Annotated in this window: 25 protein-coding genes, 1 riboswitch and 1 other annotated feature; of the genes, 15 read left to right on the plus strand and 10 right to left on the minus strand. The window is 36.2% G+C overall.

Going from position 1 to position 24333, the window contains the following annotated elements; genetic code table 11:
• Window positions 1–7 precede the first annotated feature (7 nt).
• The 4 genes from ACZ2M0_RS05915 (at window position 8) to ACZ2M0_RS05930 (ending at window position 4642) form a co-directional block, all read left to right on the plus strand.
• Window positions 8–1249, plus strand: a complete 1242-nt coding sequence (locus ACZ2M0_RS05915) for an MFS transporter (RefSeq protein WP_490058848.1) — start codon at window positions 8–10, stop codon at window positions 1247–1249.
• Complete coding sequence (gene arcC / locus ACZ2M0_RS05920; protein ID WP_490058849.1) at window positions 1249–2184, plus strand: carbamate kinase; 936 nt, start codon at window positions 1249–1251, stop codon at window positions 2182–2184. Before ACZ2M0_RS05915 ends, arcC begins: the two co-directional genes overlap by 1 nt.
• An 18-nt stretch (window positions 2185–2202) precedes the next feature.
• On the plus strand, window positions 2203–3423 hold the full coding sequence (locus ACZ2M0_RS05925; RefSeq protein WP_490058850.1) for a dicarboxylate/amino acid:cation symporter: 1221 nt from the start codon (window positions 2203–2205) through the stop codon (window positions 3421–3423).
• Window positions 3424–3724: 301 nt separating this feature from the next.
• Window positions 3725–4642 (plus strand): alpha/beta fold hydrolase, encoded by a 918-nt coding sequence (locus ACZ2M0_RS05930; protein ID WP_490058851.1) that lies wholly within the window; start codon window positions 3725–3727, stop codon window positions 4640–4642.
• Between the two features lie 64 nt (window positions 4643–4706).
• On the opposite strand, the gene ACZ2M0_RS05935 is transcribed toward ACZ2M0_RS05930, so the two are convergent.
• From ACZ2M0_RS05935 to ACZ2M0_RS05945, 3 genes are all read right to left on the minus strand, one after another.
• On the minus strand, window positions 4707–5456 hold the full coding sequence (locus tag ACZ2M0_RS05935; protein WP_490058852.1) for an amino acid ABC transporter ATP-binding protein: 750 nt from the start codon (window positions 5454–5456) through the stop codon (window positions 4707–4709).
• Complete coding sequence (locus ACZ2M0_RS05940; protein ID WP_490058853.1) at window positions 5456–7081, minus strand: ABC transporter substrate-binding protein/permease; 1626 nt, start codon at window positions 7079–7081, stop codon at window positions 5456–5458. Before ACZ2M0_RS05940 ends, ACZ2M0_RS05935 begins: the two co-directional genes overlap by 1 nt.
• A gap of 109 nt (window positions 7082–7190) precedes the next feature.
• A riboswitch (Lysine riboswitch) is annotated at window positions 7191–7367 on the minus strand.
• Window positions 7368–7496: 129 nt separating this feature from the next.
• The gene (locus ACZ2M0_RS05945; RefSeq protein ID WP_490058854.1) at window positions 7497–8129 is read right to left on the minus strand and encodes a DNA-3-methyladenine glycosylase; all 633 of its coding nucleotides are present in this window, start codon (window positions 8127–8129) and stop codon (window positions 7497–7499) included.
• A 44-nt stretch (window positions 8130–8173) separates the two neighbouring features.
• On the opposite strand from ACZ2M0_RS05945, the gene ACZ2M0_RS05950 reads away from it, so the two are divergent.
• Window positions 8174–8533 carry a DUF488 domain-containing protein gene (locus ACZ2M0_RS05950; RefSeq protein WP_490058855.1) on the plus strand — a complete coding sequence of 120 codons (360 nt, stop codon included), beginning with the start codon at window positions 8174–8176 and terminating at the stop codon, window positions 8531–8533.
• On the opposite strand, the gene ACZ2M0_RS05955 is transcribed toward ACZ2M0_RS05950, so the two are convergent.
• Together ACZ2M0_RS05955 and ACZ2M0_RS05960 are read right to left on the minus strand one after the other, a co-directional pair.
• Complete coding sequence (locus ACZ2M0_RS05955; RefSeq protein ID WP_490058856.1) at window positions 8528–9307, minus strand: TerC family protein; 780 nt, start codon at window positions 9305–9307, stop codon at window positions 8528–8530. The genes ACZ2M0_RS05950 and ACZ2M0_RS05955 overlap by 6 nt on opposite strands.
• Before the next feature lie 125 nt (window positions 9308–9432).
• Window positions 9433–10137, minus strand: a complete 705-nt coding sequence (locus tag ACZ2M0_RS05960) for an NAD-dependent protein deacylase (protein WP_490058857.1) — start codon at window positions 10135–10137, stop codon at window positions 9433–9435.
• A gap of 654 nt (window positions 10138–10791) precedes the next feature.
• Between ACZ2M0_RS05960 and ACZ2M0_RS05965 the strand changes: the two genes are divergently transcribed.
• Window positions 10792–11694 (plus strand): protein NO VEIN domain-containing protein, encoded by a 903-nt coding sequence (locus ACZ2M0_RS05965; RefSeq protein WP_419512828.1) that lies wholly within the window; start codon window positions 10792–10794, stop codon window positions 11692–11694.
• A gap of 216 nt (window positions 11695–11910) precedes the next feature.
• Here ACZ2M0_RS05965 and asnA read toward each other — a convergent pair whose 3' ends face one another.
• Complete coding sequence (gene asnA, locus ACZ2M0_RS05970) at window positions 11911–12924, minus strand: aspartate--ammonia ligase (RefSeq protein ID WP_223902907.1); 1014 nt, start codon at window positions 12922–12924, stop codon at window positions 11911–11913.
• Between the two features lie 59 nt (window positions 12925–12983).
• Window positions 12984–13225 (minus strand) — a binding site (T-box leader).
• A gap of 122 nt (window positions 13226–13347) precedes the next feature.
• Between asnA and ACZ2M0_RS05975 the strand changes: the two genes are divergently transcribed.
• Window positions 13348–13824, plus strand: a complete 477-nt coding sequence (locus ACZ2M0_RS05975; protein WP_045927409.1) for a hypothetical protein — start codon at window positions 13348–13350, stop codon at window positions 13822–13824.
• A gap of 32 nt (window positions 13825–13856) precedes the next feature.
• On the opposite strand, the gene ACZ2M0_RS05980 is transcribed toward ACZ2M0_RS05975, so the two are convergent.
• The gene (locus ACZ2M0_RS05980) at window positions 13857–14159 is read right to left on the minus strand and encodes a nucleoside triphosphate pyrophosphohydrolase (RefSeq protein ID WP_490058858.1); all 303 of its coding nucleotides are present in this window, start codon (window positions 14157–14159) and stop codon (window positions 13857–13859) included.
• A gap of 137 nt (window positions 14160–14296) precedes the next feature.
• On the opposite strand from ACZ2M0_RS05980, the gene ACZ2M0_RS05985 reads away from it, so the two are divergent.
• Window positions 14297–14938 (plus strand): nitroreductase family protein, encoded by a 642-nt coding sequence (locus ACZ2M0_RS05985; RefSeq protein WP_223902906.1) that lies wholly within the window; start codon window positions 14297–14299, stop codon window positions 14936–14938.
• A gap of 52 nt (window positions 14939–14990) precedes the next feature.
• Here the strand turns inward: ACZ2M0_RS05985 and cls are convergent, their stop codons facing one another.
• Together cls and ACZ2M0_RS05995 are read right to left on the minus strand one after the other, a co-directional pair.
• Window positions 14991–16454, minus strand: coding sequence for a cardiolipin synthase (gene cls, locus ACZ2M0_RS05990; RefSeq protein WP_490058866.1), 1464 nt, complete (start codon window positions 16452–16454; stop codon window positions 14991–14993).
• Between the two features lie 16 nt (window positions 16455–16470).
• Window positions 16471–17403: an alpha/beta hydrolase gene (locus tag ACZ2M0_RS05995; RefSeq protein ID WP_490058859.1), complete on the minus strand. Its 933-nt coding sequence runs from the start codon at window positions 17401–17403 to the stop codon at window positions 16471–16473.
• 70 nt (window positions 17404–17473) lie between these two features.
• On the opposite strand from ACZ2M0_RS05995, the gene ACZ2M0_RS06000 reads away from it, so the two are divergent.
• Entirely contained in the window at window positions 17474–18274 is an 801-nt protein-coding gene (locus ACZ2M0_RS06000) for a ribonuclease H family protein (protein ID WP_490058860.1), read from the plus strand.
• Here the strand turns inward: ACZ2M0_RS06000 and ACZ2M0_RS06005 are convergent, their stop codons facing one another.
• Complete coding sequence (locus tag ACZ2M0_RS06005; RefSeq protein ID WP_373868661.1) at window positions 18275–19243, minus strand: DUF1002 domain-containing protein; 969 nt, start codon at window positions 19241–19243, stop codon at window positions 18275–18277.
• A gap of 137 nt (window positions 19244–19380) precedes the next feature.
• On the opposite strand from ACZ2M0_RS06005, the gene ACZ2M0_RS06010 reads away from it, so the two are divergent.
• From ACZ2M0_RS06010 to ACZ2M0_RS06035, 6 genes are all read left to right on the plus strand, one after another.
• The gene (locus ACZ2M0_RS06010; RefSeq protein WP_490058861.1) at window positions 19381–20226 is read left to right on the plus strand and encodes a glycosyltransferase family A protein; all 846 of its coding nucleotides are present in this window, start codon (window positions 19381–19383) and stop codon (window positions 20224–20226) included.
• On the plus strand, window positions 20223–20879 hold the full coding sequence (locus ACZ2M0_RS06015) for an alpha/beta fold hydrolase (protein ID WP_109585750.1): 657 nt from the start codon (window positions 20223–20225) through the stop codon (window positions 20877–20879). The genes ACZ2M0_RS06010 and ACZ2M0_RS06015 overlap by 4 nt, the downstream gene beginning before the upstream one ends.
• A gap of 157 nt (window positions 20880–21036) precedes the next feature.
• Complete coding sequence (locus ACZ2M0_RS06020) at window positions 21037–22017, plus strand: ribose-phosphate diphosphokinase (protein WP_045927416.1); 981 nt, start codon at window positions 21037–21039, stop codon at window positions 22015–22017.
• Window positions 22018–22157: 140 nt separating this feature from the next.
• Window positions 22158–22841: a TetR/AcrR family transcriptional regulator gene (locus tag ACZ2M0_RS06025; protein ID WP_223902901.1), complete on the plus strand. Its 684-nt coding sequence runs from the start codon at window positions 22158–22160 to the stop codon at window positions 22839–22841.
• A gap of 11 nt (window positions 22842–22852) precedes the next feature.
• Window positions 22853–23683, plus strand: a complete 831-nt coding sequence (locus tag ACZ2M0_RS06030; RefSeq protein ID WP_490058862.1) for a hypothetical protein — start codon at window positions 22853–22855, stop codon at window positions 23681–23683.
• Between the two features lie 46 nt (window positions 23684–23729).
• Window positions 23730–24203 carry a nucleoside 2-deoxyribosyltransferase gene (locus tag ACZ2M0_RS06035; protein WP_223902900.1) on the plus strand — a complete coding sequence of 158 codons (474 nt, stop codon included), beginning with the start codon at window positions 23730–23732 and terminating at the stop codon, window positions 24201–24203.
• The last annotated feature ends 130 nt before the right edge of the window (window positions 24204–24333 follow it).

Below are 24333 nucleotides of genomic sequence, written 5' to 3' on the forward strand. Positions count from 1 at the left end.
GCGAATAATGAAAAAAGATGAAGAGGGCGTAAAAGTTTCCAAAAACTATTGGATAAGAGTTGTCATTATATTTTTCCTGGGCTGGATATTGATGTATGGTACACGAACCATTTTCAATCCTATTATGGGTATCGTTGGCAAGCAATTTGGCTTAAACAACACACAATTAGGATTAGCAAATAGTATTTTCTTTTTAACTTATGCCATTTTTCAGGTACCATTTGGTGCTTTGGGTGATAAATATGGAAGAAAATTAGTGATAACAATAGGTTTTATTGTATTAGCTGTAATGAGCTGGCTATCAGGAATTGCTGCAAGTTTTACTTTGTTTTTAATTATTAGAGCCCTTGCGGGTGTGGGACAAGCCTCTTATTATGGTCCGCAGTACGCTTTGTCATCAGAAGCTATTCCACAAGATAAACTTACTTTAGGTACCGCTATTATCAATTCTGGGATGGCCTTTGGTACTTCTGGCGGATACTTGCTTTCAAGTTATTTAGTTTTACAAAACCATCAAAGTTGGAAAGTACCATTCTTTGTGGTAGCAATTCCAACATTCATCCTGGCGATAGTGTTCTTTACATGCTTAAAGGAAAAAGTTTATAGACCTAAAGAAAATGAAAAGCAGGAGAAACAACCAGAAGAAAAAGTTTCCCTTAAAAAAATTTTTACAGATAAGAATCTAGTCGCAGCCTTTATTCTTTGCTTCTGCAGTATTTACGCTAACTTTGTGATTATTACTTGGCTACCATCTTTCTTAATTTCCAATAGAGGATTTCAAGGTGGCAGTGTAGGCTTTATTTCTTCCTTGGTACCATGGGCTTCAATACCAGGAGCATTAATTTTTGCAAAATTAGCTGATAAAACTGGTAGCACTAAGAAATGGATATATATTTTAGTTCCACTTTCAATCATTTCAGTATTTGCAATTGCCTTCGTTTCTAATAAAACTTTGCTGATTGCAGTGTTGATCTTATACGGCTTGACGGGTAAATTAGCGATTGATCCTATCATAGTGGCTTATGTAACTAAAAAGGCACCTTATGGTTCTTTGTCAACTACATTAAGTGCCTACAATTTTATAGGTATGTCTGGCTCTATTTTGGCACCATATATTACTGGCTGGTTAGCAGATGTAACAGGACAAATGGAAATTGGCTTTTACTTAGGCTGTGGTTTGCTAATAATTGGCTTGATTGTCTTTGCTGTAATGGCAACTGACTCAGAGAAAGGGGAGACAGCTGTATAATGGCAACTAGTGTAATCGCCCTTGGTGGAAATGCGATCTTAGAAAAGGATCCCACAGACATTGGGCAAAAAGAAACGGTTAATAGAGCTACACGTTATATTGTTGAATATATTATGGCTGGAAATAAGGTAGCGATTTGTCACGGTAATGGACCTCAAGTAGGTAATTTGTTACTACAACAAAGTGCTGCTAATTCAAAAAAGAATCCGGCATTCAAGCTAGATACTTGTGGAGCAATGACTGAAGGTAGTATTGGCTACTGGATTCAACAGGGCTTGGACAATGCGTCTCAAGAGCTGGGTGAAAGTGTTAAGTCCCTGACTGTTATTACTCAATCTGAAGTTGATAAAAATGATCCTTCGTTTAAATCTCCGAGCAAGCCTATAGGTCCTTTTTATACTAAAGAAGAAATGGTTGAGCTTCAAAGAAACAGTAATGATACATTTATTGAAGACGCGGGTCGTGGATATAGAAAAGTTGTACCTTCTCCTAAGCCAGTAAAAATAGTTGAAGGGGATATTATTAAGGATACTGTTAACGCTGGCATTGTACCAATCGTTGCCGGTGGTGGCGGTATACCAGTTATTATAGAAGAAAATAAAATTAAAGGCGTAGAGGCTGTTATTGATAAAGATTTTGGCTCTGAAAAAGTTGCAGAAGGAATCTTAGCTGATAATTTAATAATTTTAACAGCCGTAGATAATGTTTACATCAATTTTGGAAAAAAAGATCAAAAAGCTTTGAATCATATTACAGTTTCTGAAGCTGAAATATATATAAAACAGGGACAATTTGCGAAAGGAAGTATGTTACCTAAGATTCAAGCAGCTATTTTGTTTGTTAAAAATCACCCAGATAGAAAAGCAATTATAACTTCAATTTCTAATTTACCAAATATTTCAGAAAATGTTGGAACCTTAATTACTGACAAATAAGGAAACGTAGGTGCTACCATGAGAAAAAAAGTAAAGTTGTCAATGGTTAATCAGATTTTGATAGCCGTTATTCTTGGTGTTATATTTGGGTTTGTATTACCTAGTTTTTCAGTTCAATTAAAGATAATTGGTGATATTTTTTTAAAATTAATGCAGATGTCCATACCAATTTTGGTACTGGGTCAAATAATTCAAGCAGTAGGAGGTATTAAACCTAATGAATTGAGCAAATTAGGAATTAAAACTATTGTCATTTTTGCAATCTCCTCATTACTTGCTGCTGCTTTCGGTGCATTAGTTGGAATATTATTTAAACCTGGAATTGGTGTGCATCTCGTCAAGGTTGCTGAAAAAGCAATACATGTTAAGTCTGTTTCGTTAAGTGAAACAATTTTAAGCTTTTTTACTAGCAACATCTTCGAATCTTTATCTAATGGGACAATTATTCAGATTATTATTTTTGCGATATTTTTTGGTATTGGATTAAGCAAATTTATGGAGAAAAAGCCTAAATCAAAATTGCTTGACTTAATAATCGACTTTAATGATGTCATTATTCAATTAGTAACCTGTGTAATGTTCTTTGCACCAATAGGCATCTTTGCACTGATTGCTTCTACCATTAGCAATTTGGGCATTAAAATAATTTTGCCGCTGATAAAATACTTATTCTCCTATGGGTTTGCAACATTCGCTTATTTGTTAATTTGGATTGTAATCATATCTTTATATCTTAAAGTTAACCCAATTAAATTAATCAGCAATATGTCAGAAATGTCGCTTATGGCCTTAGCTACTACTTCCTCGGCAATTACTTTACCGATTGAAATGAATGAAGCTAAAAACAAACTGGGCTTAAAAGACAGAATTACTAACTTGGTTTTACCATTAGGTATGTCATTAAATTCTAATGGTTCTGCCATGCATATGGCCATAACGGTGATTACAATTGCGCAATTATATAATATTAACTTTACTTTAGATAAGGTGTTTTATCTTATTGTAATATCAACATTTGTGTCACTTGCTAATGCTGTTGTTCCAGGAGCAGGTTTGGTTTCACTAGCAATAATTGTTCCTCAAATGGGATTACCAGTTGAAAGTATAGCAATTTTTGCAGGGGTCGAATGGTTCGTAGGGATGCTCAGAACTATTTTAAATGTTAATTCTGATGTTTATTCTGCACTAATGGTTGGAAAGTCAGCTGATGCCATTGATTATGAAGTATTTAATAAATAGGTGTAAGAAAGAAGTGATTTACTAAGTATAAATACTGTCTATTCTCCTACAAATTCTCACTTATTCTAACTAAGGACTGAGACCGATATTATTTCGATCTCAGTCCTTTTAATTATTACTGCTTCCTCAGCTCGCTCTTCAGATAGCTTTTTCTTTAGTTTAGAGTAGACTTTTTTGATAAAAATTACTTCAGTCTTGTAAATATAATTTGTAATTTACAAAGCGGAGACATTAATAATATACTTAAATAAAGTAGCAGTGTATGCATAATAACAAGTGATTATATGAATATAGACAAAAAATGAGTAGCACATCAGTAATAGAAAACGTCATAATTAACGGTACTAAACTTTATTTTTCAATTAGTTCAAAACAAGGCCGGAGACCAATCATTTTATATTTGCACGGTGGACCGGGCGATGCCTGCCTTCCTTTGACTAAAAAGTTTAATAGTGAACTAGAAGATCACTTTATCTTTGTCAATCTGGAACAAAGGGGCAGCGGGCTATCGTATTACAAATTTTCATCTGAAGAAAACTTGTCTATTGACACCATCTTGGCAGATATTCATCAGTTTGTGCTTTATTTATTAAAACGGTTAAAACAAGATAAATTGATTATCATGGGTCATTCTTGGGGTACGGTTTTAGGACTCTATTTTATTCAAATGTATCCAGACCTGGTTACGCAATATATCGGAATTGGTCAAGTCGTTAATATGAAAAAGAATATTGTTTTACAAAAAGCTTTTTTACGAACAAAAATGAAAAATACTGCCAAACTTGATCAACTTGATTTTGTACATGAACCAACTAAAGCCAGCCTGAAATTAACTAAAATGATTGTGGCTTATGGCGGCTCAATCTATGGCGCTAAAAACTACCGTAAATTAATTTGGCCGTTTATATCGGCTAAAGATTATTCTTTTAAAGACTTAATTCATCGTTTGCAGGGCTCGAAGCAGTCAATTCAATATTTCTGGGAAGAACTGATGGACGTTAATTTTGAAAATATCGTGCATTTTGCCATTCCCATTACTTTCTGTGAGGGCAGGCATGACCACCATGTGTCCTCGCAGTTAACTGCAGAATATGCTGCTAAAATTACTAGTCCGTGCAAATTGATTTGGTTTGACCATTCTGGTCATTTCCCGCAGTGGGAAGAACCAACTAAATTTAATCAGGAAATTATTATGCTTTTAGATTCACAAGCAAACTAAAAACTGGCAACTCACGTTATTAACAAGGTGAGTTTACCAGTTTTTTATATTTAATTAGGCCTTATTAATTATTCTGAAAATTACTCAAAAACTTGACGGTTTTTTCATTTTGCGGGTGATTGAATAATTGATCTGGCGTGCCTTGTTCAGTAATTACGCCATCGCTAATGAAAAACATTTGGTCGGAAATCTCCTTCGCAAACGCCATTTCGTGGGTTACGATAATCATCGTTAAACCTGTAGTGGCCAGGTTCTTCATAACGCTTAAAACTTCGCCGACCATTTCAGGATCCAAAGCACTAGTAGGCTCATCAAATAACAAAATTTCAGGATCCATGCAGATAGCACGGGCAATCGCGACCCGTTGTTGTTGTCCACCTGAAAGTTGGCTGGGACGAGCATTAACGTATTGCTCCATACCTACTTTTTTCAGATTAGCAAGTGCAATTTTACGCGCCTCGTCTTTTGACCGTTTCAATACTAATTCTTGACCTACCATACAATTAGCTAAAACATTCTTATTTTCAAACAAGTCAAATTGTTGGAAAACCATGCCGACTTTTGCCCGGTAAATATTGCGATTGTAGTTTGGCGCCAAAACATTTTTGCCGTGAAAATCAACTTCACCAGCAGTGGGTTCCTCAAGCAAATTGATGCAGCGCAAAGTTGTTGATTTACCACCACCTGAAGGTCCGATAATGGTGGCAATTTCACCTTTATTAATGTCAAAAGAGATATCTTTTAACACTTGGTGTTCACCGAATGTTTTCTTGATGTGCTTTAAACTTAAAATAGTTTCGTTTGATTCAGTCATTAGTTCTTAGCCTCCATGTCTTTTGGTGTGCCAACTTGAACTTGGTTTGCCATTAAGTTGTAATTCTTACTTCCTTGGAGGTGTTTTTCAATTAAGTTGAATATTTTGGTAATGGTAAAGGTCAAGATGAGGTAGATAGCAGAAATTGTTAAATAAGTTGGGAAGAACTTAAATGTCTGACTCGCAATAGTTGAACCGACGAAGAACAACTCTGATACAGAGATGATGCTCAGGACTGAGGTATCCTTGATGTTAACAATAAATTCGTTAGTAATTGAAGGCAAGCAGTTCTTGATTGCCTGTGGCAAAATAATATGCCACATTCTTTGATTATGAGTCATTCCTAGCGCACTGGCTGCCTCAAACTGACCTTCAGGTGTAGAAATAATTCCTCCCCGAATGATTTCGGCTAAATATGCTCCAGTATTGATGGAAACAATGATTAGTGCGGCGACGGTTCTGTCAATGTTCAAGTGCCAAAATTGGGCAATACCATAGTAGATCACAGCAGCTTGAACCATCATTGGCGTACCCCGGAAAATCTCGATATAAACTGAAAGCAGCCAGTTGACAAACTTGAGTAGCCATCTTTTACCGGGAGTAGTTGGTGTAGGAATGGTTCTGACAATGCCCACTGCCAGACCGATAAAGAAGCCTACAATGGTACCAACTGAAGCCAGAAGAAGCGTCATGCCGATACCATTTAAGATCATGCCGCCATATTGGCGCCACATAGATACTAGCCAAGGCTCTGACTTAGCCTTTTTGCCTTTTTTATCATTATCAGTTTTAGGCTGCTGCTTAACAGCTTCAGTCATTAACCTAACCCTTTTTGCTTGAGGAATAGTAGCTAAAATTTGGTTGACACTCTTGAGCAGCGCCTTGTTAGGCTTGGCAATTCCGATTGAGGTAACAGATTCTTCCTTAGTAGCGTGAAAACCAGCCATTTTGCTGACAGGAATTGACTTAATATCAGGGTCAACCATCTTAAAGGAAGTTGATTCAGTGTCTTCGGCAACATAACCATCAATAGTACCTGAAATCAAACTTTGCCGCATTGCCGCAAAATCACGCATAGCCGGTTGTCTTTTAGCACCTTTTAACTGCTTGATTAAATCATAGTGGAAAGTACCTTGTTGTGCGGTTAATTTAGCACCCTTAAAGTCGGTCAGCTTTTTAGCGTTAGCATATCTGCTGTTAAGCTTGGTAATTACCACAAAAGTACTGTTTCTATATGGCTTAGAGAAATTAATGGCTTTTTCACGCTCAGCTGTTGGGCTCATACCGGCAATAATCAAATCGGCTTTGCCGCTGGTCAAAGCGGGCAGTAAACCATCCCATTCAGTCTTAACAACTTCTACTTTTCTATGTAATTTTTGACCAATAATTTTGGCAATTTTAACGTCATAGCCATTGGCGTATTCTTTTGACCCTTCAATTGGCACAGCACCATTGGCATTATTAGTCTGTGTCCAATTGTACGGCTGATAATTAGCTTCCATGGCGACTTTTAGCGTACCGTCTTCCTTTTTGGCGTTAACTTCATTCAGACTAAAATTAGCCCCAATGCCCAAACAGGTGAATAAGGCAACTAAGGTAGCCAGCCACTTAAATCTTGACTTCATTTTGAAAACCTCCACAAAATATGTTTCAAATAAAGCCAATACAATAAAAGCGTAAACAAAAACCTCGCTGTTAGTCAAAAACAACGAGGTTATAATCTATTTTTTAAACAAATCATATAGCGCTCCCTGGAGATGAACCAGGACAGTCTGCAAAATATTCTCTTGCAGCCCAACAAAAAGATTGAAACGAACAACATTTTTGTTTCGGCAGTAATTCTTACGCTAATCTTCAAAGTGTTCGCTCACTCAGATTAGTTTCGTAACAACCGCGACCTCTATTGCATTGGAAATTATTTAACTTAGAAAAATAATAGGCTATTAAGAGTGACTTGTCAATAATTTTATTTAAAAAATATTTTATAATTATCTCATTTATTATCTTTTACTATTTTAAAAGGGCACGGTGATCCTGTTCTCACTGCCAGCCATTATCCTTTTGATAAGCACTTTTTTTCATTCTAGAAACATAGGGGTTACCGGCAACATAATAACGTAATTTTTTATTGGCCCATTCTAATTCAGATTGACTCACGCCAATTCTGGCACTGGTTTTAATTTTCTTAGCCTTCTTTTTGTGACCGTCATCTAAGTCGATTTTAAATGGAGAGTCAGACAAGAAGTGTAAATTCCATTTTTTATCGTGAATACCAAAAGCCTGCATCATTTTCGCAGGACCATTAGTTAAAAGCACCCCATTTTTGCCGATACGATTTTTAATCATCTGCTCTATGCCCCAGACTGGTTCGATGGCTCTAATTAAAACTCCTTGCGGCTCATTATATTCTTGTGTTGCAACATCAAAAAAGAAATACTGTCTTTGGGCGTAAATGTAGATAGTTCCGCCTTTACGATATAGACCTTCATTAGCCGGACTGCGATGACCGCCATAAGAATGTGCTGCCCGGTCTTTAACGCCTAAGTAAGCTTCAGCCTCTACAATATAGCCACCCATTATATTCCTGCCATCATTATATGTTAATGGTCTGCCAATCAAATCTTTAGTAATGGCAGCAGTTGATTTGTTAGAGAAATAAGTTGAATAATTCATTTTTTCTTCCGTGTAGTAAACTTAAACTAAAAGGAGATATTACAATGACAAAGATAAAATTAGTACGCATTTACGAACATGAGCAGCCTGCTGGCTACCGCATTTTAGTTGATCGTCTGTGGCCACGAGGCAAAAGCAAAAAAGATGTTAATTTGGATGAGTGGGTCAAAGAAATTGGTCCCAGTACCGAATTGCGTAAGTGGTTCAATCACGATGATACTAAATATCCTGAGTTTAGGCAAAAGTACATTGCTGAATTAGAACATAATCCTGTGACTGTTAGTTTTGTCACCCGAGTGAAAGACGAACTTGCAAAACAAGATGTCCTTTTTCTTTATGGCGCAAAGAATAAAGAGCACAACCAGGCAGTTGTGCTTAAAGAATACGTTGAACAAAGACTATAGTTTCCGTCTTTTCCTTTTTGCTCGTAGAAAATGAAAAGCGATAGTTAAGATCAGAATACCGAACACAATTAAGGCAAAAGTTGTATTAGGCAGTTCGTAATGTAGCGGTGGCAAAGACAATAAAAGCTTAAGGGCAATGATGGCAATTAAAATGTAAGCCATCGGTTGCAGTTCAGGAACAATATCCATCAACTTGATGATGATTTCGGCAACACCCCGCATACATAAGATACCAATCATGCCACCAATTAATACTACTACCGGATTATTGGAAACCGCTAAGGCCGCTAAAACTGAATCAATTGAAAAGACGATATCCATTGCTTCAATTGAAATAACGGTCCGCCAGAAAAGTGATAGAAAATGTTTCCCCTTTTTGGAAGAATGTCTGGGACTTTTTTCAGTTGTAATTTTTGTGTTAGTGGCAGCCTTTTGGGGATGCCTTTGGTCGTAGAAAAACTTGAAGGACAGATAGAAAAGATAAAGGCTGCCTGCTAGTTTAATTTCCCAAAAATTGATCAGATAAGTACCAATACCAATCACAATGAAACGAAAAATATATGCACCCCATAGACCATAAAATAATGACTTTTCCTGTTGTTTCTTGTCAGGCAAAACCTTGGTTTGAGCTGCCAAAACAACTGCATTATCAACAGAAAGCAAGCATTCCATCAGAATCAGGGTTAAGATGATGAGCCAATCTTTGCCACTGGTCAGTACGTGAATCCAATTACTTCCACTGAAAAAGGGAGCATACATTTTAAAAATTGCCATTTAATTAAAAGCTCTTTTCTAGTCCAGATTTATTTTTGATTACTGTGTCAAGTTTTAACAAGTATTATAGTGGTGCTCGGGTAAAAAACATTCCTAATAACATAAATACTTTTTTAAAAAACTAATTAAAGCTGTTTAAAAACATCCAGTGCATCCGCAATAATGGAGGAAATTCCTTCTGCTGGAATGGCAGTTTTATTAATTGCCCAAACTTTAGCTCCAGCTTGCCTGTAAGATAAAAGCTGGGCAAAAGGGTACACGACGAAACTGGTGCCTGAAATAATTACCAGGTCAGAATTTTGCATTGCGTTGACTGATTTGGCCAAACTATCACCGTTAATGGCTTCACCGTATAAAACAATTCCTGGTCTGATAATACCGCCACAATTTTCATGCTGGTAAGATTTGGCGTATTCAGCGTATGAAACTGGTTTATGGCACTTAGTGCAGTAAATATTGTAAAGACAGCCATGAAATTCGGTCACGTGTTTATTGCCGGCTTTGGTATCCAACCCATCAACATTTTGTGTAATTAGATCGCCTTTTTCGTTGCAGATCTCGGCAATTTTCTGGTGGATTTCATTTGGCTTGGCTTCAGGGAAATACATATTATCCATCACAAATTTGTAGAAGAATTCTGGTCGCTGATAAAGCGTTTCCTCACTTAGAATTGTTTCCGGACTTTCAGAGACGCCATCATAAATACCGTTTTTGGACCGGTAATCAGGAATACCGGAATGAGTTGAAACTCCGGCACCGGTCAGAAAAGTGATGTGGCGTGCTTGATCAATATCATTTTTTAATTCAGTTATCTTGTTAGAATCAATCATAATTTTGCCTTTCTTAAAACTAGTTTTACTATTGCTAGTTTACTACAAGATTTTGTCCAACATATAGGGCTATTACAATAAATGTACGATGGTGCTACTTTAAATAATCTGTCAAGATACTCCCACATAGGTTTTATTCTTACGCAAAAGTGGTGAATCTAATCAACGAAGCTAAGCAAAAATTGATTGTCAATTTTCAGTCATTTTAAAATGAATCTCTCACGTTCATATAAATCATATTTTGAAAAAGCAAAAATTCAAACGAACAAGGTGAAAAAGACCATAAGGATTAAAAGAAAAGAATGTAGAATTAATCAAAAGTCTGCTCTTAAAAGAAAATTTAGTCTAAGAAAAGGAAAGTATATGACTATTTACGTTTCGCATAGTGACAAAATAGGTCTTAAAAAAGGAAGATGGTTTTGTTAGCTCATTAATTGGAGAGATCGCTGCGGAATTTGAGATAGAACTGGATGATGACTTGAATAAAAATAATTAGAATATAAATAGAGCAATTTTAAATAAATAGAAAAACTTGCTATTAAAATTTTGTCCCAATGTACTAATCATTTTTTTAAATTGAATAATCCTGAATTTCTGGAAATAAATTGTGAGCCTTTATGTTATTCTAGATTGTAAGATTACGAGGTGAGGTTAATGGTTCAATTTGTTTGGGTAAAACGAGTAAACGACCAAAAGCTTAATGATATCAGGGAAAATGAATATCTTAAAAAAATATTTGAGCAATTCAAAAATTATGAAGAAGAGGAAAGCAAAGCGAAGAAAGCTACTAACAGTGGTAGACCCCATAGTTATCGAGACGGTATAATCAAGATGTTATTCAATTATAAGACTATTTATGGGTCTATTCCAGATGATGTCTTCAGTGATACTTTTAAGAAAAATCTGAGTGCAATTATGGAGTTAAATGGTTTTGCTAAATTTAATCAAGAAAACCATAGTTACCCTATGGCCAGCACCAAGGCTTTTTTAAAATTTCTTAACTCTTATTCCGATTATGATAATGCTAATTCAAATAGAAAATCCTATACATATAAGGCTCCGATTGCAATTAATAAGAAAATAGTTAAGCATAAGAAGACTAGATCCAAATCTAAGACCAATAATCTTCTTCCCAAGATTGACTATCTTGAAGAGGAGAAGAAAAAAACTGAAATTGGAGTTACTGGTGAGAAGCAGGTAATGCTCTATGAAGTCAATAGATTAAAGGATTATCCTAATTTACAAGATAGAATCACACAGAGATCAAATAAATCTGATTCATATGGGTATGACATTCTATCTTTTGAAAAAGATGGGACTGAACGTCATATAGAGGTTAAGACGACCTCTACTAATATAAGTAATCAGATAACTTTCCAAATGTCAGAAGGTGAACGCCAACACGCGTTAGAATGCGATAATTATTGGATTTACTTTGTTTTCTTTGATGGTAATCAACCTGTAATTTATCCTTTTAAGAATCCTATAATTAGACCTGAAGATGAAGTCAGGGCAGTACCTATCAAGTATCAGGTATCCTTTAATATTAAAGATTAAAAACTCATTACATATGATAGCTTTTTTGTTTGCATCTGGGTTCTTAGTTAGTCATCAACCGTTCTAATAACTAATCCACTTGATAAATCAATTATATTTTATAAACTTCACTTATTTTGATACTTGTAAAACCTTATATGTCAAGGAGTAAGCTACATTCAATGAAGTTACTTAAAAAAACCGTGCTATCAATTTTGACAGCATGGTTTTAATTTATTATAGAATTTGAATGTCATGTTCTTTGCATTTAGTAATCATATCGTGAGGCCAAACACTGGCTTGAACTTCACCGATGTGAGCTTTGCCAAGCAAAAGCATGCATAAGCGAGATTGTCCAATACCACCACCAATAGTATAAGGTAATTCTCCAGCAAGCAACATGCGGTGAAATTCCAATTTTTCACGGTCCAGACAATCAGCCTTCTTCAGTTGTTCGTGCAGGCTTTCAGGACTAACGCGAATCCCCATTGAAGAAATTTCGATTTTTTGCTTTAACGGTTCATACCAGAAAATCAGGTCACCGTTTAATTCCCAGTCATCATAATCGGGTGCACGACCATCGTGGGGCTTGCCGCTTCTCTTCAGTTTATCGCCGACTTTCATTATAAAGACAGCCTTTTCTTCTTCGGCAATTTTATTTTCTCTTTCTTCAGGACTGATGTCCGGCCAGCGATCTTCTAATTCTTGTGTAGTAATAAAGTAAAGTTTTTCTGGCAAACGGTAAGTAGAAGCAGGATAGCGGAAAGCACAGCCAGCTTCAATTTCTTTAATTGCAGCAAAAATCTTGGTAACGGTACTTTTAAGGGTTGCTATCGTTCTTTCCTCTTTGGCAATGATTTTTTCCCAATCCCATTGGTCAACATAAATTGAATGAAAGTTATCTAAATCTTCATCGCGGCGAATGGCGTTCATGTTAGTAAAAAGGCCCTCATGCATGTTAAAGCCATATTTCTTCAGTGCCATTCTTTTCCATTTGGCAAGTGAATGCACTATTTCGAGTGTGTCATCTGTTGGTAAATCCTTGGCATCAAAGGCAACTGGACGTTCAACGCCATTTAAGTTATCATTAAGCCCTGTATGTTTTTCGACGAACAGGGGGGCAGACATTCGTTGTAAATGTAATTTTTTAGCTAAAACCTTTTGAAATTCTTCACGAATATAAACAATTGCTGCTTCGGTATCGCGAATTGTGAGAGTTGGATGATAATCTTCGGGTAAAATTAAAGTCATTGTGTTGACCTCCTAAAATTTAAGGAAAAGAAAAAGCCCTTTATCCCGTTTTTAACAAAAACAAGGACGAAAGGCTTTTTCCGCGGTACCACCTTAATTGCCCAAATTCTGGGCCAACTCATGAAGCACTATCATGCTTCACCAGCGTGGTAACGTACTGGAGACGACACAACCTACTTTTATAAGAATTTCAGCGTGCTGCTAAAAGTGTTTTTCAATAACCCAGGGTCTAACGGTTTTCCACTATCACCGTTTCACTTAAAGAAGTAAGTTATCTACTCGTCTTTTTCATTGCATTTAATTTGATAATAATTTAATCATGATTTTAATAAAAATGCAAGTAAAATATCATTAATGTTGAATAAAATATCTAACGTCTGTCAATCTGTTATAATAGATGAAAATACAATTGAGGAGAGTTATATGGTAGTTTTTTATCTAATTTTGGATGCCTTGCTTCTAGGCTACACTTGTTATAGTTGGTACTGGCAGGCAAATATTGACTTAAAGGGACATTATCGCTCGTCTTCAGTTATTTGGGCCGTAATTTTTATTTGGATCGGTTTTGCCTGGCAATTAATTGAAAAGGGCGATCCAGGTCTTAGTATTTTCCTGGCAATCTTCTTGTTGATTGGTATTATTGACGGCTTTACGGGTTTTGCACCTAAAAGAGCTGTTGTTTCTGGCTATTTTCGGCGGACCGTCTCATATTCAGAGATTGCGATGGTCACTTTAATTAAAGTGCCTAATCCTAAGAAAAAGCAGGTAATTTGTATTTTAACAACCCAGAAAAACAGACAATATTACCTTCGTTTTTCATACGGCGTAGCACAAATTGTCGAGGCACTTAAAAATCATATTCACCATGATATTAGGATTGAAATTCAAGATATTTTTTAAGCCACACAATTAACGTGGCTTTTTTAATGAACTCATTTTTCTTCCCAGTTCATTTCTAGATATTTGGTAAAGCCACCCTTAAGGGCGCGCTTTTCTTTTACTTGCTTTAAAAAAGTAGCTTGATCAATATTTTTAAAGTTGAGGTAAGCTAAGATGACTTCATAAACATCACCTAATTCCTCAATTAAATTAGTTTCAGTTTTAGCAGCAAGAACTTCATTAGTTTCTTCAATTAATTTTTGCTTTAAAGCCGGTTCTCTTTCTGCGGGAGCAAGTTCACGGTAAGTAGCATAGTGCGCAAATTCTGGTATTTTATCTCTAACTAATTTTTTCATTTTGATGAGCCTTTCTTACTAGTATTATTTTAAATTTAATTATACTGCTAATTTTTTCAAAAAATATGTGAAAAAGATAACAATATGTAGTAAAATTAACATAGTAGAGATATATTTATATTAGAAAGTGTGAAGATATGCGTAATAATGATTTTAATGATGTAGTACAAAATCGTCATTCTGTGCGTCACTTTGATAAAAGTGTTAAAATTCCGCGTTCAGAATTTAAAGAAATGTTTGAAGAAACAGTAACTGCTCCTTCCGGTTGCAATTTGCAAGGTTGGCACTTTGAAGTAGCAGACACCCCTGAAACTATTGCTAAAGTTAAGAAATACATGCTGAGATTTAACGATCCCCAGATGGACAGCTGTGCTGCAGTTGTGCAAGTCTTTGCCGATGTTTATGCTTATAAAAAGTATCGTGAAAATTGGACTAAAGAATATGAGACAGGCAACATCACTAAGGAAAAATTAGACGAAGTCTTAAGAACCTTTTTGCCATCTTATGAAAATGGCACATATTATTCTTGTGCAATTGATTCCATTAGGTCTTGCTCACTTGCTGCCATGCAGTTTATGCTTGTTGCTCGCAACCATGGTTACGACACTAACCCAATTGCTGGCTATGACGAGTCTAAAATTGCCAGAACCTTTAACTTAGAGCCAAAACGCTACTTACCAGTAATGGCAATAGTAATTGGCAAGAGCAATGAAACTGAAGAAACTATGGCTAAAACAACTCGCTATCCAGCTGAAAGTGTTTATCACTTTGCGGAATAATTAATAATAGCCCATTTTAAAAGCCTTCCAAAAATGGAAGGCTTTTTAGCTGCTACAAAATTGGCGAAAGCATCCGTGAAAAGCTTTGCAAAATTTTAAGCCAGCGACTTTGTTTGGCAATATCTTCAGGAGTCAATAAGGATGAAACTTTCATATCATCTTCAAATGATTTTGCGACTTCACGGGTGAAATTTTTATCATAAAAAACGGCAATATCTTCAAAGTTAAGGTCATATGAGCGATAATCCTGATTCATTGATCCCACAGTAGAAAAGGTATCGTCAACTACAATTGTTTTAGCATGAATAAATCCTTTGTTATATATATATATTTTAATGCCATAACGGGATAATTCATTAGCATACCATTGTGTAGCGCGGTAAATGAACGGGTGGTCTGGTTTACACGGTATCATAATTCGTAAATCTACTCCTGACTGGGCAATTGTTTGCAAAGTGGCAAACATCGCGTCGTCAGGAATTAAATAAGGCGTTTGAATCCAGAGCCGTTTTTTCGCTAAGGACATTAACCGCATAATACCATTACGCATATTGGCATTATAGCGGTCAGGTCCGTCCGAAACTATTTGTGTTGCTACATCACCAGCATGAATCTCATTTTCATCCAAGTTGGGAAAAAGGATGGTATTGAAAGCAATGACTTGATTTTCTTTTTGAATTGAGGCGTTCCAATCCATGACAAACCGCTCTTGCAATAATAAAGAAGCAGATCCGACAATCCGCACCTGACTGTCACGCCAATAACCAAATTTTTTCTTGCGACTCAGATACTGGTCACCGATATTAAAGCCGCCAGTCCAAGAAGTTTTGCCATCAACTACCACAATTTTGCGGTGCAAATGGTAGTTAATCCGATACCGCGTAATCATGTTGCGTGAGGTAATAAAGGGTAGGACTACGCCACCAGCTTTTCTTAATTGATCAAACCAGGCTTTAGTTGCACCCATTGAACCCCAGGCATCATAGAGCAAACGAACAGATACGCCTTCTTGTGCTTTTTTAATCAGCAAATCAAGAAAGTCGTTGCCGATTTCATCATTATAAAAGGTATAAAATTCAACATTCACTGATTGTTTGGCCTTTTTAATATCAGCCATCATGTCATGAAACATGATTTCACCGTCGGTATAGAGCTTAACATGATTGTTTTTGCTCAATGGCGACTCGCCATCATGATCAAAAAAGTGCACCACCATTTTGGCTCTGTTTGAGGTATCAGAGGTGCTGATTTTTTTAGGTGCAGCAGTAATTGATTTTTGCACATTCCGCAGCCCAATATGATGTTGCTTGTTAATGGCAAAAATATTTTCCTGTGAAATTCCCCGACCAAAAAAGCCGTAAATGATCATTCCTAAAACTGGAAAAACCAGCAGAATAATCAACCAAGCCCAAGTTGTTGAGACAGAGCGTCTTCTATGAAAGACAATATAAAAGGCCAATATAGTATTGGTAATAATGATGATACGTCCTATGTCGCGGAGCAGAATCACACGTATTTCCTCCAAAATTAAATTATTTTTTAAGACCAATAAACTTATCAATAATGTTGATGACAAATGGGTTATCGTGCATCCAGCTATGTTCAGCGTATTTCTTCCCGCGAATCTCAACTTCATGATAAGATTTGGCATAGGGTGCCAAAATATAGCGGATGCTTTTAGCAGAAGTGACGGAAATAAACTTGTCGCTGTTGGTGTTGTCCAAAACATTACCATAAATATTTAATACTGAAATATTGGGATTAAACCGTTTGCGTCTGAACAAAAGGTAAAGATAATGCAAATTCACCACAGCTGGACGACCTTTTTGGTTAAAAGCATTAACGTTAGGGATATCTCCTAAATAAACTACACCATCAAAAGGTCCCGCGATAAAAGCACATTTGACTAAATGAGGAAAATCTTTTTTCCGATATTTGCGCATTTCCGTGCGTACTATACAGGGGCAGGCCAATGAATGTGCGATTGCCGAATAGTGTGAAAAGTGGTACCTTTGAGCTAAAAATGGTAATGTGAAACGCAAGTAGTAGTCAATTGCATACACACCAACAAGACGCTGACGAAAAACAACTTGCACAATTGGATTAGGATCACCAGTCCAAGTGCCTTCTAGCTTAAAGTTACCTAGCAAATCAGCAGTAACTTTGAGATATTTGGGATTGCCTTTATCAGCAAGTGCCTGCTTGACCATTACCTTTGTAGTGTAGTCACCGCCACGAAAGCCATGAAAATATATGATAGGTATTTGTTCAAAATCGCCTTTTTTAGGTTCAATTGTGGCATTATCTTCAATTCTTTTTTTATGTAAACGCAAGAAAACACGAGTAGGTGCAAAAGTTGCCAAGACAGCCAAGAAAAGCATGCTTAGTCTGCTCGGTTCCTTTGTAAGGTCGCGTTTGTGGTTTTTCTCTACTTCTTCCTTGTATTTTTTAGTATTGAAGAACATAATACCACCTTAAAAAATAGAACTACTTATATTTTAGCATTGACTGGAAATTTTAGTGATAGGGGAGCATATGAAATTTTATGCAGTAAAAAAGGGCCGCAAACCAGGTGTTTATCGCACTTGGGAAGATGCCCGAAAACAAGTTGAAGGCTATTCTGGGGCCGAATATAAATCTTTTGCCAAAATAACTGATGCCACTGAGTATTTAGCTTGGGATCGCGAAACTGTTCATCAAGTCTTTCAAAAAGATGAGGATTCATTACAAAAAGCAATTGCCAAGATTCAAAAAGAAAGTCGCAAAATCAAGCAAAATCCCGCTACAACACCTTCTGTCCCAAAGCCTAAGGCGCTAAACAGGTCTAATAAGTCTGATTCATCTGAGTTTTTTGCCACAATTTATACTGACGGGGGTACCCGCAATACCGGTAACTTTAAAGGCGGTCATGTGCGAGAAACCGATAAAGCTGCATGGGCTTATTTAATTGAATGGCAAGATCAGGGTCATAAAAAATCTACTTATGATTCAAATGGTGAGTTTGGTGCGACTAATAATAAGATGGAACTAACAGCTCTAATAGAAGCACTCAAAAAATTGCTCGAGTTAGGCTTTAACGAAAAACCATTATTATTTGTGCTGGATTCACAATACGTTTTAAATCCAATTACTAAAGGCTGGCTTAAAAATTGGAAAAAACGAGGCTGGACCAAAAGTACAAAAGGTGCAATTGCCAACCTTGAGTGTTGGCAGGAGTTGTATCAGCTTTTAGATAAATTTTCTCAAGCTAAATTCGAGTGGACCAAAGGGCATGCCCATAATCGCGGTAATGAATTTGTCGATCATACATTGAACAAATTCATGGACCAAATGTAATTAATTAAAAGTAGTCACAATTAGGCCGCTAAAAAGGTGGCTGAAAAATGAAGTGATATTATGCCAAATTTGTTCAAACCAGTTACGATTTTCTGGGGTATTGATTTTATCAAAGATTCCTTTGGCGTTCTTCTTAATGTTTTTAGATAAAGCATCAGCCTGGTCCCTAAATTTATGATTTTTTAAAGCACCAGAATCACGCACTTCAATTAAGATGTTGATTATTTGCTGTTTCTGATTATTGTTAATGACGTCGCCAAGATGATTGATGTTAATTTGGTTGTTTACAATATCATGAATTTGACTATCTGACACATTGTTGCCAATTTTACCCATTTCCTGCTTTGCACCTGCAACAGCGTTATTAAGTTGTGCATCACTATAGCCGTCTTTATCTTTATTTTCTTTAGTAATTTTACTTAAGGTGTTCATTTCGTCCTGCGCTGCGTTTACTTGCTTTTGATTTAAATTTTCTCCGGTTTTGTTATAGGCAGCATAAACACCGGCTAAAGCACCGGAGCCATCAATTGGCACGGCACTGGTAACATAAATATTGGCATCAGAGATACCGGCAGTTAAAGCTGCATTTTTGTATTGGTCAGCTGTAATTGTTGTGATATTGTTGCGGCCTTGATAGTCAAGGATATGGACGTTAATACCACTACCTTGTGCTTCTTTTTCAATCATGGCACTGGACCAAACGCCAGAATGAGTTGTAAAGTTCGCACCAGAGGGATTAAGATATTTGACTAAGTCCTCACCAGTAATAGTAATTGTTTGGTAGCTATTGCCATTTAGCGGTTCACTGAGGGTTTTTAGGGTACCGCTTCTTTGGGAAGCAGTTAAAGAAGTTCCAAGGCAAACAACTGGTAATTCATCTGCCTTAACAGTTTGTGTATCAGTACCGCACATGAGCATGCCAAAAAATAACAGTGTAATAATAGTTGAAAATGTTTTTGCTTTTTTCATAAAATAATTAACTCCTTTTGACTGTTCTAATTATACTAAATGCTAAATACAAAAGGTTAAATTATAGTTATGTACTACTTACTTTACGATATTTTTAATATTTAAGATGGTATAATAACAAGTTAAAGGAGGAAGCTATGATTCAGCAACCTGAATTAACTGTCATTATGCCTGTTTACAATGTCGAAAGATATTTAGAGCGGGCACTTGATCATTTGGCTAAGCAAGATGATCCCAATTTTAAGTTGTTAATTGTCAATGATGGTTCAACGGATAAAACGCGAAAAATAGCAGAAAGCTATCGCACACGATTCCGTTACTTTAAGATAATAAACAAGCACAATGGGGGCCTGTCTGATGCGCGTAACGTCGGTATTGCCAACGTTGATACGCCATATTTTACATTTCATGATGGTGATGACTGGGTAGATTCCGATTATACAGCATTTTTTGTAAATGCTTTTCACGACCATCCAGATGCAGCTATGGTTTCCTGTGGTTTCTGGCTTGATTATGAAAACAAGCAAGGTTCAATTCCTGTTACCAAAAAAGTCGTGCGTGGCATGAAAGGCAAGGCCCGAACTTATCAATTAATCAGCAATCCTTTTGGCTCTTTATGTGATAACCATTGTCTGGCTACTCCAGTCAAGGGCTACACCTGGAACAAAGGCTATAAATTATCAGTCGTGCGGCAGAATCATCTGCATTTCATGGAAAATTTAGCTTTTATGGAAGATCAGATATTTAATGTGCAATATTTGGCTTTAACAGAAGGTTTTTATTGTGATAGCAAACCTATCTATCATTATTGGCAGCGTAAGGACAGCATGGTTCATCACTTTAACGCAAAAATGATCCCTGATAATTTTAAGGCTAACTATATTATTGCTAAGATCATTGTTCGCAGTTTGTGGCATGAGCATAAGAAAGAAAAAAATTCTAATCAAAGTTTGGTAGAAGCTAGTGAAAGAGACCAAAGATGAGAGAAAAAGTTAACGGTAACGAGCTTTATTACAGTAAGTTAGGCAAGGGTGCTCCACTGCTTTTATTACACGGACACCATTTAGATGGTGGCATGTTTGACCAAATTGTTGCCCCGCTTTCTCTTTACTATACGGTTTATGTTCTGGATATGAGAGGTCATGGCCTCAGTCAGGGAGAGCCTGCTGAGCACTATCAAACTGAAGTTGAAGATCTGGCTGCTTTTATTAAGCAAGTTAATATCCGGGGTTGCTATTGTTTTGGCTTTGATGCAGGCGGTTTGGTAGCAATGATGCTTGCAAGTCAGGATCAAAATATCTTTAAAAAGCTCATGGTAGCTGGTGTCTTTGTGAACGGCAATGGTATCAAATCATATCATTATTTGACTGAAGGCTTTCTGCGTTTCTTGCGTATGAACCGTGATAGTAAGGTGGAATTGTCGGAAAGTTTCATGTCTGTTGACAGTTTGAAGGCAATAAAGATACCGACTTATTGTGTCGTGGGAGAAAAAGACTGGGTTAAAGTGGAACATGTTCGCTGGTACAGTCAAATTATTCCTCAAGGACAGCTTCTGATTATGCCTAGACAAAAGCATGAAAGCTATGCAGTTAAGAGCTTTAAATTGCTAAACTTAATGGAAGACTTTTTTAAATAGTTTATTTAATTCAAGAATACTTTTACTTCAAACTTAATATTTAACAGCCGATAATAGCTTCGGCTTTTTGTTTGAATTATTACTTTTCTAGGCACTGAGGACTTTTTTGGTTATAATAGACTTGCAAAGATTGTAATTTTTAAAAAACGAGGTAGTCATGAACAAGGAAGAACTTCTTCAAATATTGCACCCGATGAAGCTGATTGGGTTAGGCGGAAATCCCGCATTAAATGAGAAAATTGCACAGATCTTGAAAAAGCCGTTAATTGAAACTGCTGTGCAACATTTTAGTGACGGTGAAATTCAAGTTAATATTGGCGAAAGTGTCAGAGGATGTGACGTTTTCGTTATTCAGTCAATTCAGGATCCCGTAAATGAAAACTTTATGGAATTGGAAATTGTTTTAGACGCATTGCATCGTGCTTCAGCACACAGAATCAATGTAGTAGTGCCATACCTGGCTTATTCACGTTCAGATACCAAAACTCGTTCGCGGGAACCAATAACTGCTAAGCTTATAGCTAATTTATTACAAATTACTGGTCTGGATCACTTAATTGCTCTTGATTTGCATGCTTCGCAAATTCAAGGCTTTTATAATGTGCCGGTTGATCATTTGCATGCTATGCCGCTTTTAGCACAATACTTTATTGATAACGGTATTGCTACCAAAGAGGAAGACGATATTGTGGTTGTTTCTCCAGATCATTCTGGAGCTAAACTTGCCCGCAACTTTGGTCAGTGCTTTGATGCTCCAATTGCGATTGTGGATCAGCGCCGTGCACGTTATGACGCAGATGTACATGACATGATTGGTGATGTTAAAGACAAAAAATGTATTATTGTAGATGATTTAATTGATACGGGGTCACGCATTTCTTCTTCAACTAAGTCAGTTCTAGCGGCAGGCGCCAAGAAAGTCTATGTTGCTTCAACACACGCATTATTATCACAAAATGCAACTGAAGTTCTGAATGAGTTGCCAATTGAACAAATAGTGGTAACTGATACAATTAAACACAGCCATTATCCAGATAGAATGGTTCGTATTTCAGTAGATTTGCTTTTAGCGCGGGGAATTAATTATGTATATAATGACCGCTCAATGCATTTGTTAAGTGAAAGTAAATTAAAGTAATTACATATTATACGGCTTACTTTTAGTATATGTTTCTTTAGTAAAAACTATCAGCCAATAATATACCAGTGCCTTTTTGTTTATTTATTCTATATCATTGGTATAATGGAGGCAAAATGTATAGGAGCTGAGAAAACATTATGGCACGACGTAAAAATTATAAAAGAAGACGTACAATTTTAAGTAATACTTTTCACTTAATTAGAGAAAATGGTATGGACAGTGTTTCATTTCAAATGATTGCAGAAAAGTCTGGCATTTCCAAGTCATTGTTGCAGTCATACTATCCGCATAAATCAAACTTGATTGCTGATGTAGTTCGGAACATTCTCAATACACTAGACAAGCAAGTGCAGAAGTTTAGTGTTAATAAAGAAGACGAAGTATGTGCTCGCACCAAAGCTTTTATTTATGCAATTGAAATGCTGGGTATTTACGATGAAGGTCTTAAACGTATTATTACTGAAGTGTTTAAGAGTAACGAATCGCTAGATTTTTGGAGTAAAACTATCAACGACTGGTTGAAAGAAAAGCAGTTGTTTAATCACTTTGACTTTGATCCCAAAGAAGTTCGGATGGGGATTGCCTTTGCTGTAACTGGTGTGAGTCGTCTTTATTATGATAATAAAGAATATGAAGTTTCTCCTGAAGAAATAGCTGATTACGGTACCAAAGCATTCATGTACAGTTTTTTACATTCTTCAAAGCCAACTATTGAAAAGGCGCTTAAAGAGGGTCATGAGATTATTGAATCTACTGACATTAAGACCATTCATCATGCAATAGATACAATGTTTGATGAAGACAAGGAGATTGTCTGTTAGGAAGGAAAAATATGGCAAATGGCGCGCGAGAAGGTTTGCACAGAATAAGTCAAGAACAGAACAACCAATACAAACAGGTTCTGTCCTTTATCATCTTTCTGATTGTATCGCTAACCATGATTACCGCGACTTTCCTTAATCCCTTTTTTATGAAGGGACAAATGAGAAACAGTAGTAATGAAGCTGTAGTAGTCAGGCAAATAAACAAGCATTTTGATGCATTAGCAGAAACAATTGGAGCTAATAAAAATGGGAACGCTAATCTGCTAACTACTAAGCAAACTCAACCAATTGCTGATCATATTATTGACTATACCCTTGGAAGACCTTGGTTTAAGTTTAGTAATATGAAATTGGCCAAGCAAATTTTACATGACATTGATTTAAACATTGATCAAGGTGCATCGAGTGATGCCCAGTTAGTACAAGAAAAATTAAAGGAGCAGGAAAATAATGCTCCATTTGATGTAATTGATACTTTTAATTTGAATACCATTACTCTTGGAGGCAATATTGCTTTTATCTTATTAATTGTTAATGTAATTATCCTGATAATGGCTATTATTAGTTTACGTTCATTAATAAGTGATATGAAATTATTTTTCAATTCAAAAATGCTGACTCACGAAATTACCGCATCTGGTATGTGGGCAGGTTTTTGGTTAATATTAATTGCGGGCATATTGGCTATTATTCCAGTAATTTTTAATGTTGAAGGTTTAGCTGTATTAGGTTTTGTGTTAGAAATAAGCAGCAGTATCTTTCTGGACTTTGTTATTGTCGGAGTTGTTCTCTATATTTTAAGTGCAATTCCGTGGGAAATCAGTTCTCCCAATAATTAGTCTCTCTGTTTTAAAATGATTAATCGTTTTTTCAAAGGAAACATATATGAAAATTTATTTTGCAAATGCTCTGTTTTCGCAAGCAGAAATTAATTACAACGCGCAATTGGCGGCCAAAATACGTCAAATAGATAATTCAATTGATTTATATTTGCCCCAGGAAAACGCGTCAATTAATGATAAACAGGCTTACGCTGATTCTAAAATGATTGCTCAAGCTGATACTAAAAAGCTGCTTAATAGCGATTTGATGATTGCCGTTCTTGACGGCCTCAGCATTGATAATGGGGTAGCTAGTGAAATAGGTGTAGCTTATGCAAAAGAAATTCCGATAATTGGTTTATATACAGATACTCGTCAGCAGGGAGCTACTAACCAAAAGAAGTTACAAGCTTTGACCCAAATTGCAGAAAACCAATTCCATTATGTTAACTTGTATACTACTGGGCTGATCAAACTTAATGGCACTATAGTTAATAATGAAAAAGATTTATTAGCTGCCGTAGCCAACTATATTTAAAATTTACTCAGTTCGCATAATAAAACATAAAAAGCCTCGAAGGAAAATAATTCGGCTCCTTGGCAAATCCTGTTGATAGAGCTTAAATGAATAGAATCAAGCAGCTAATAAACTGCTTGGTTCTTTTTCT

It is taken from the genome of Lactobacillus sp. VURO6/B1 (VP7), from assembly GCF_058139575.1.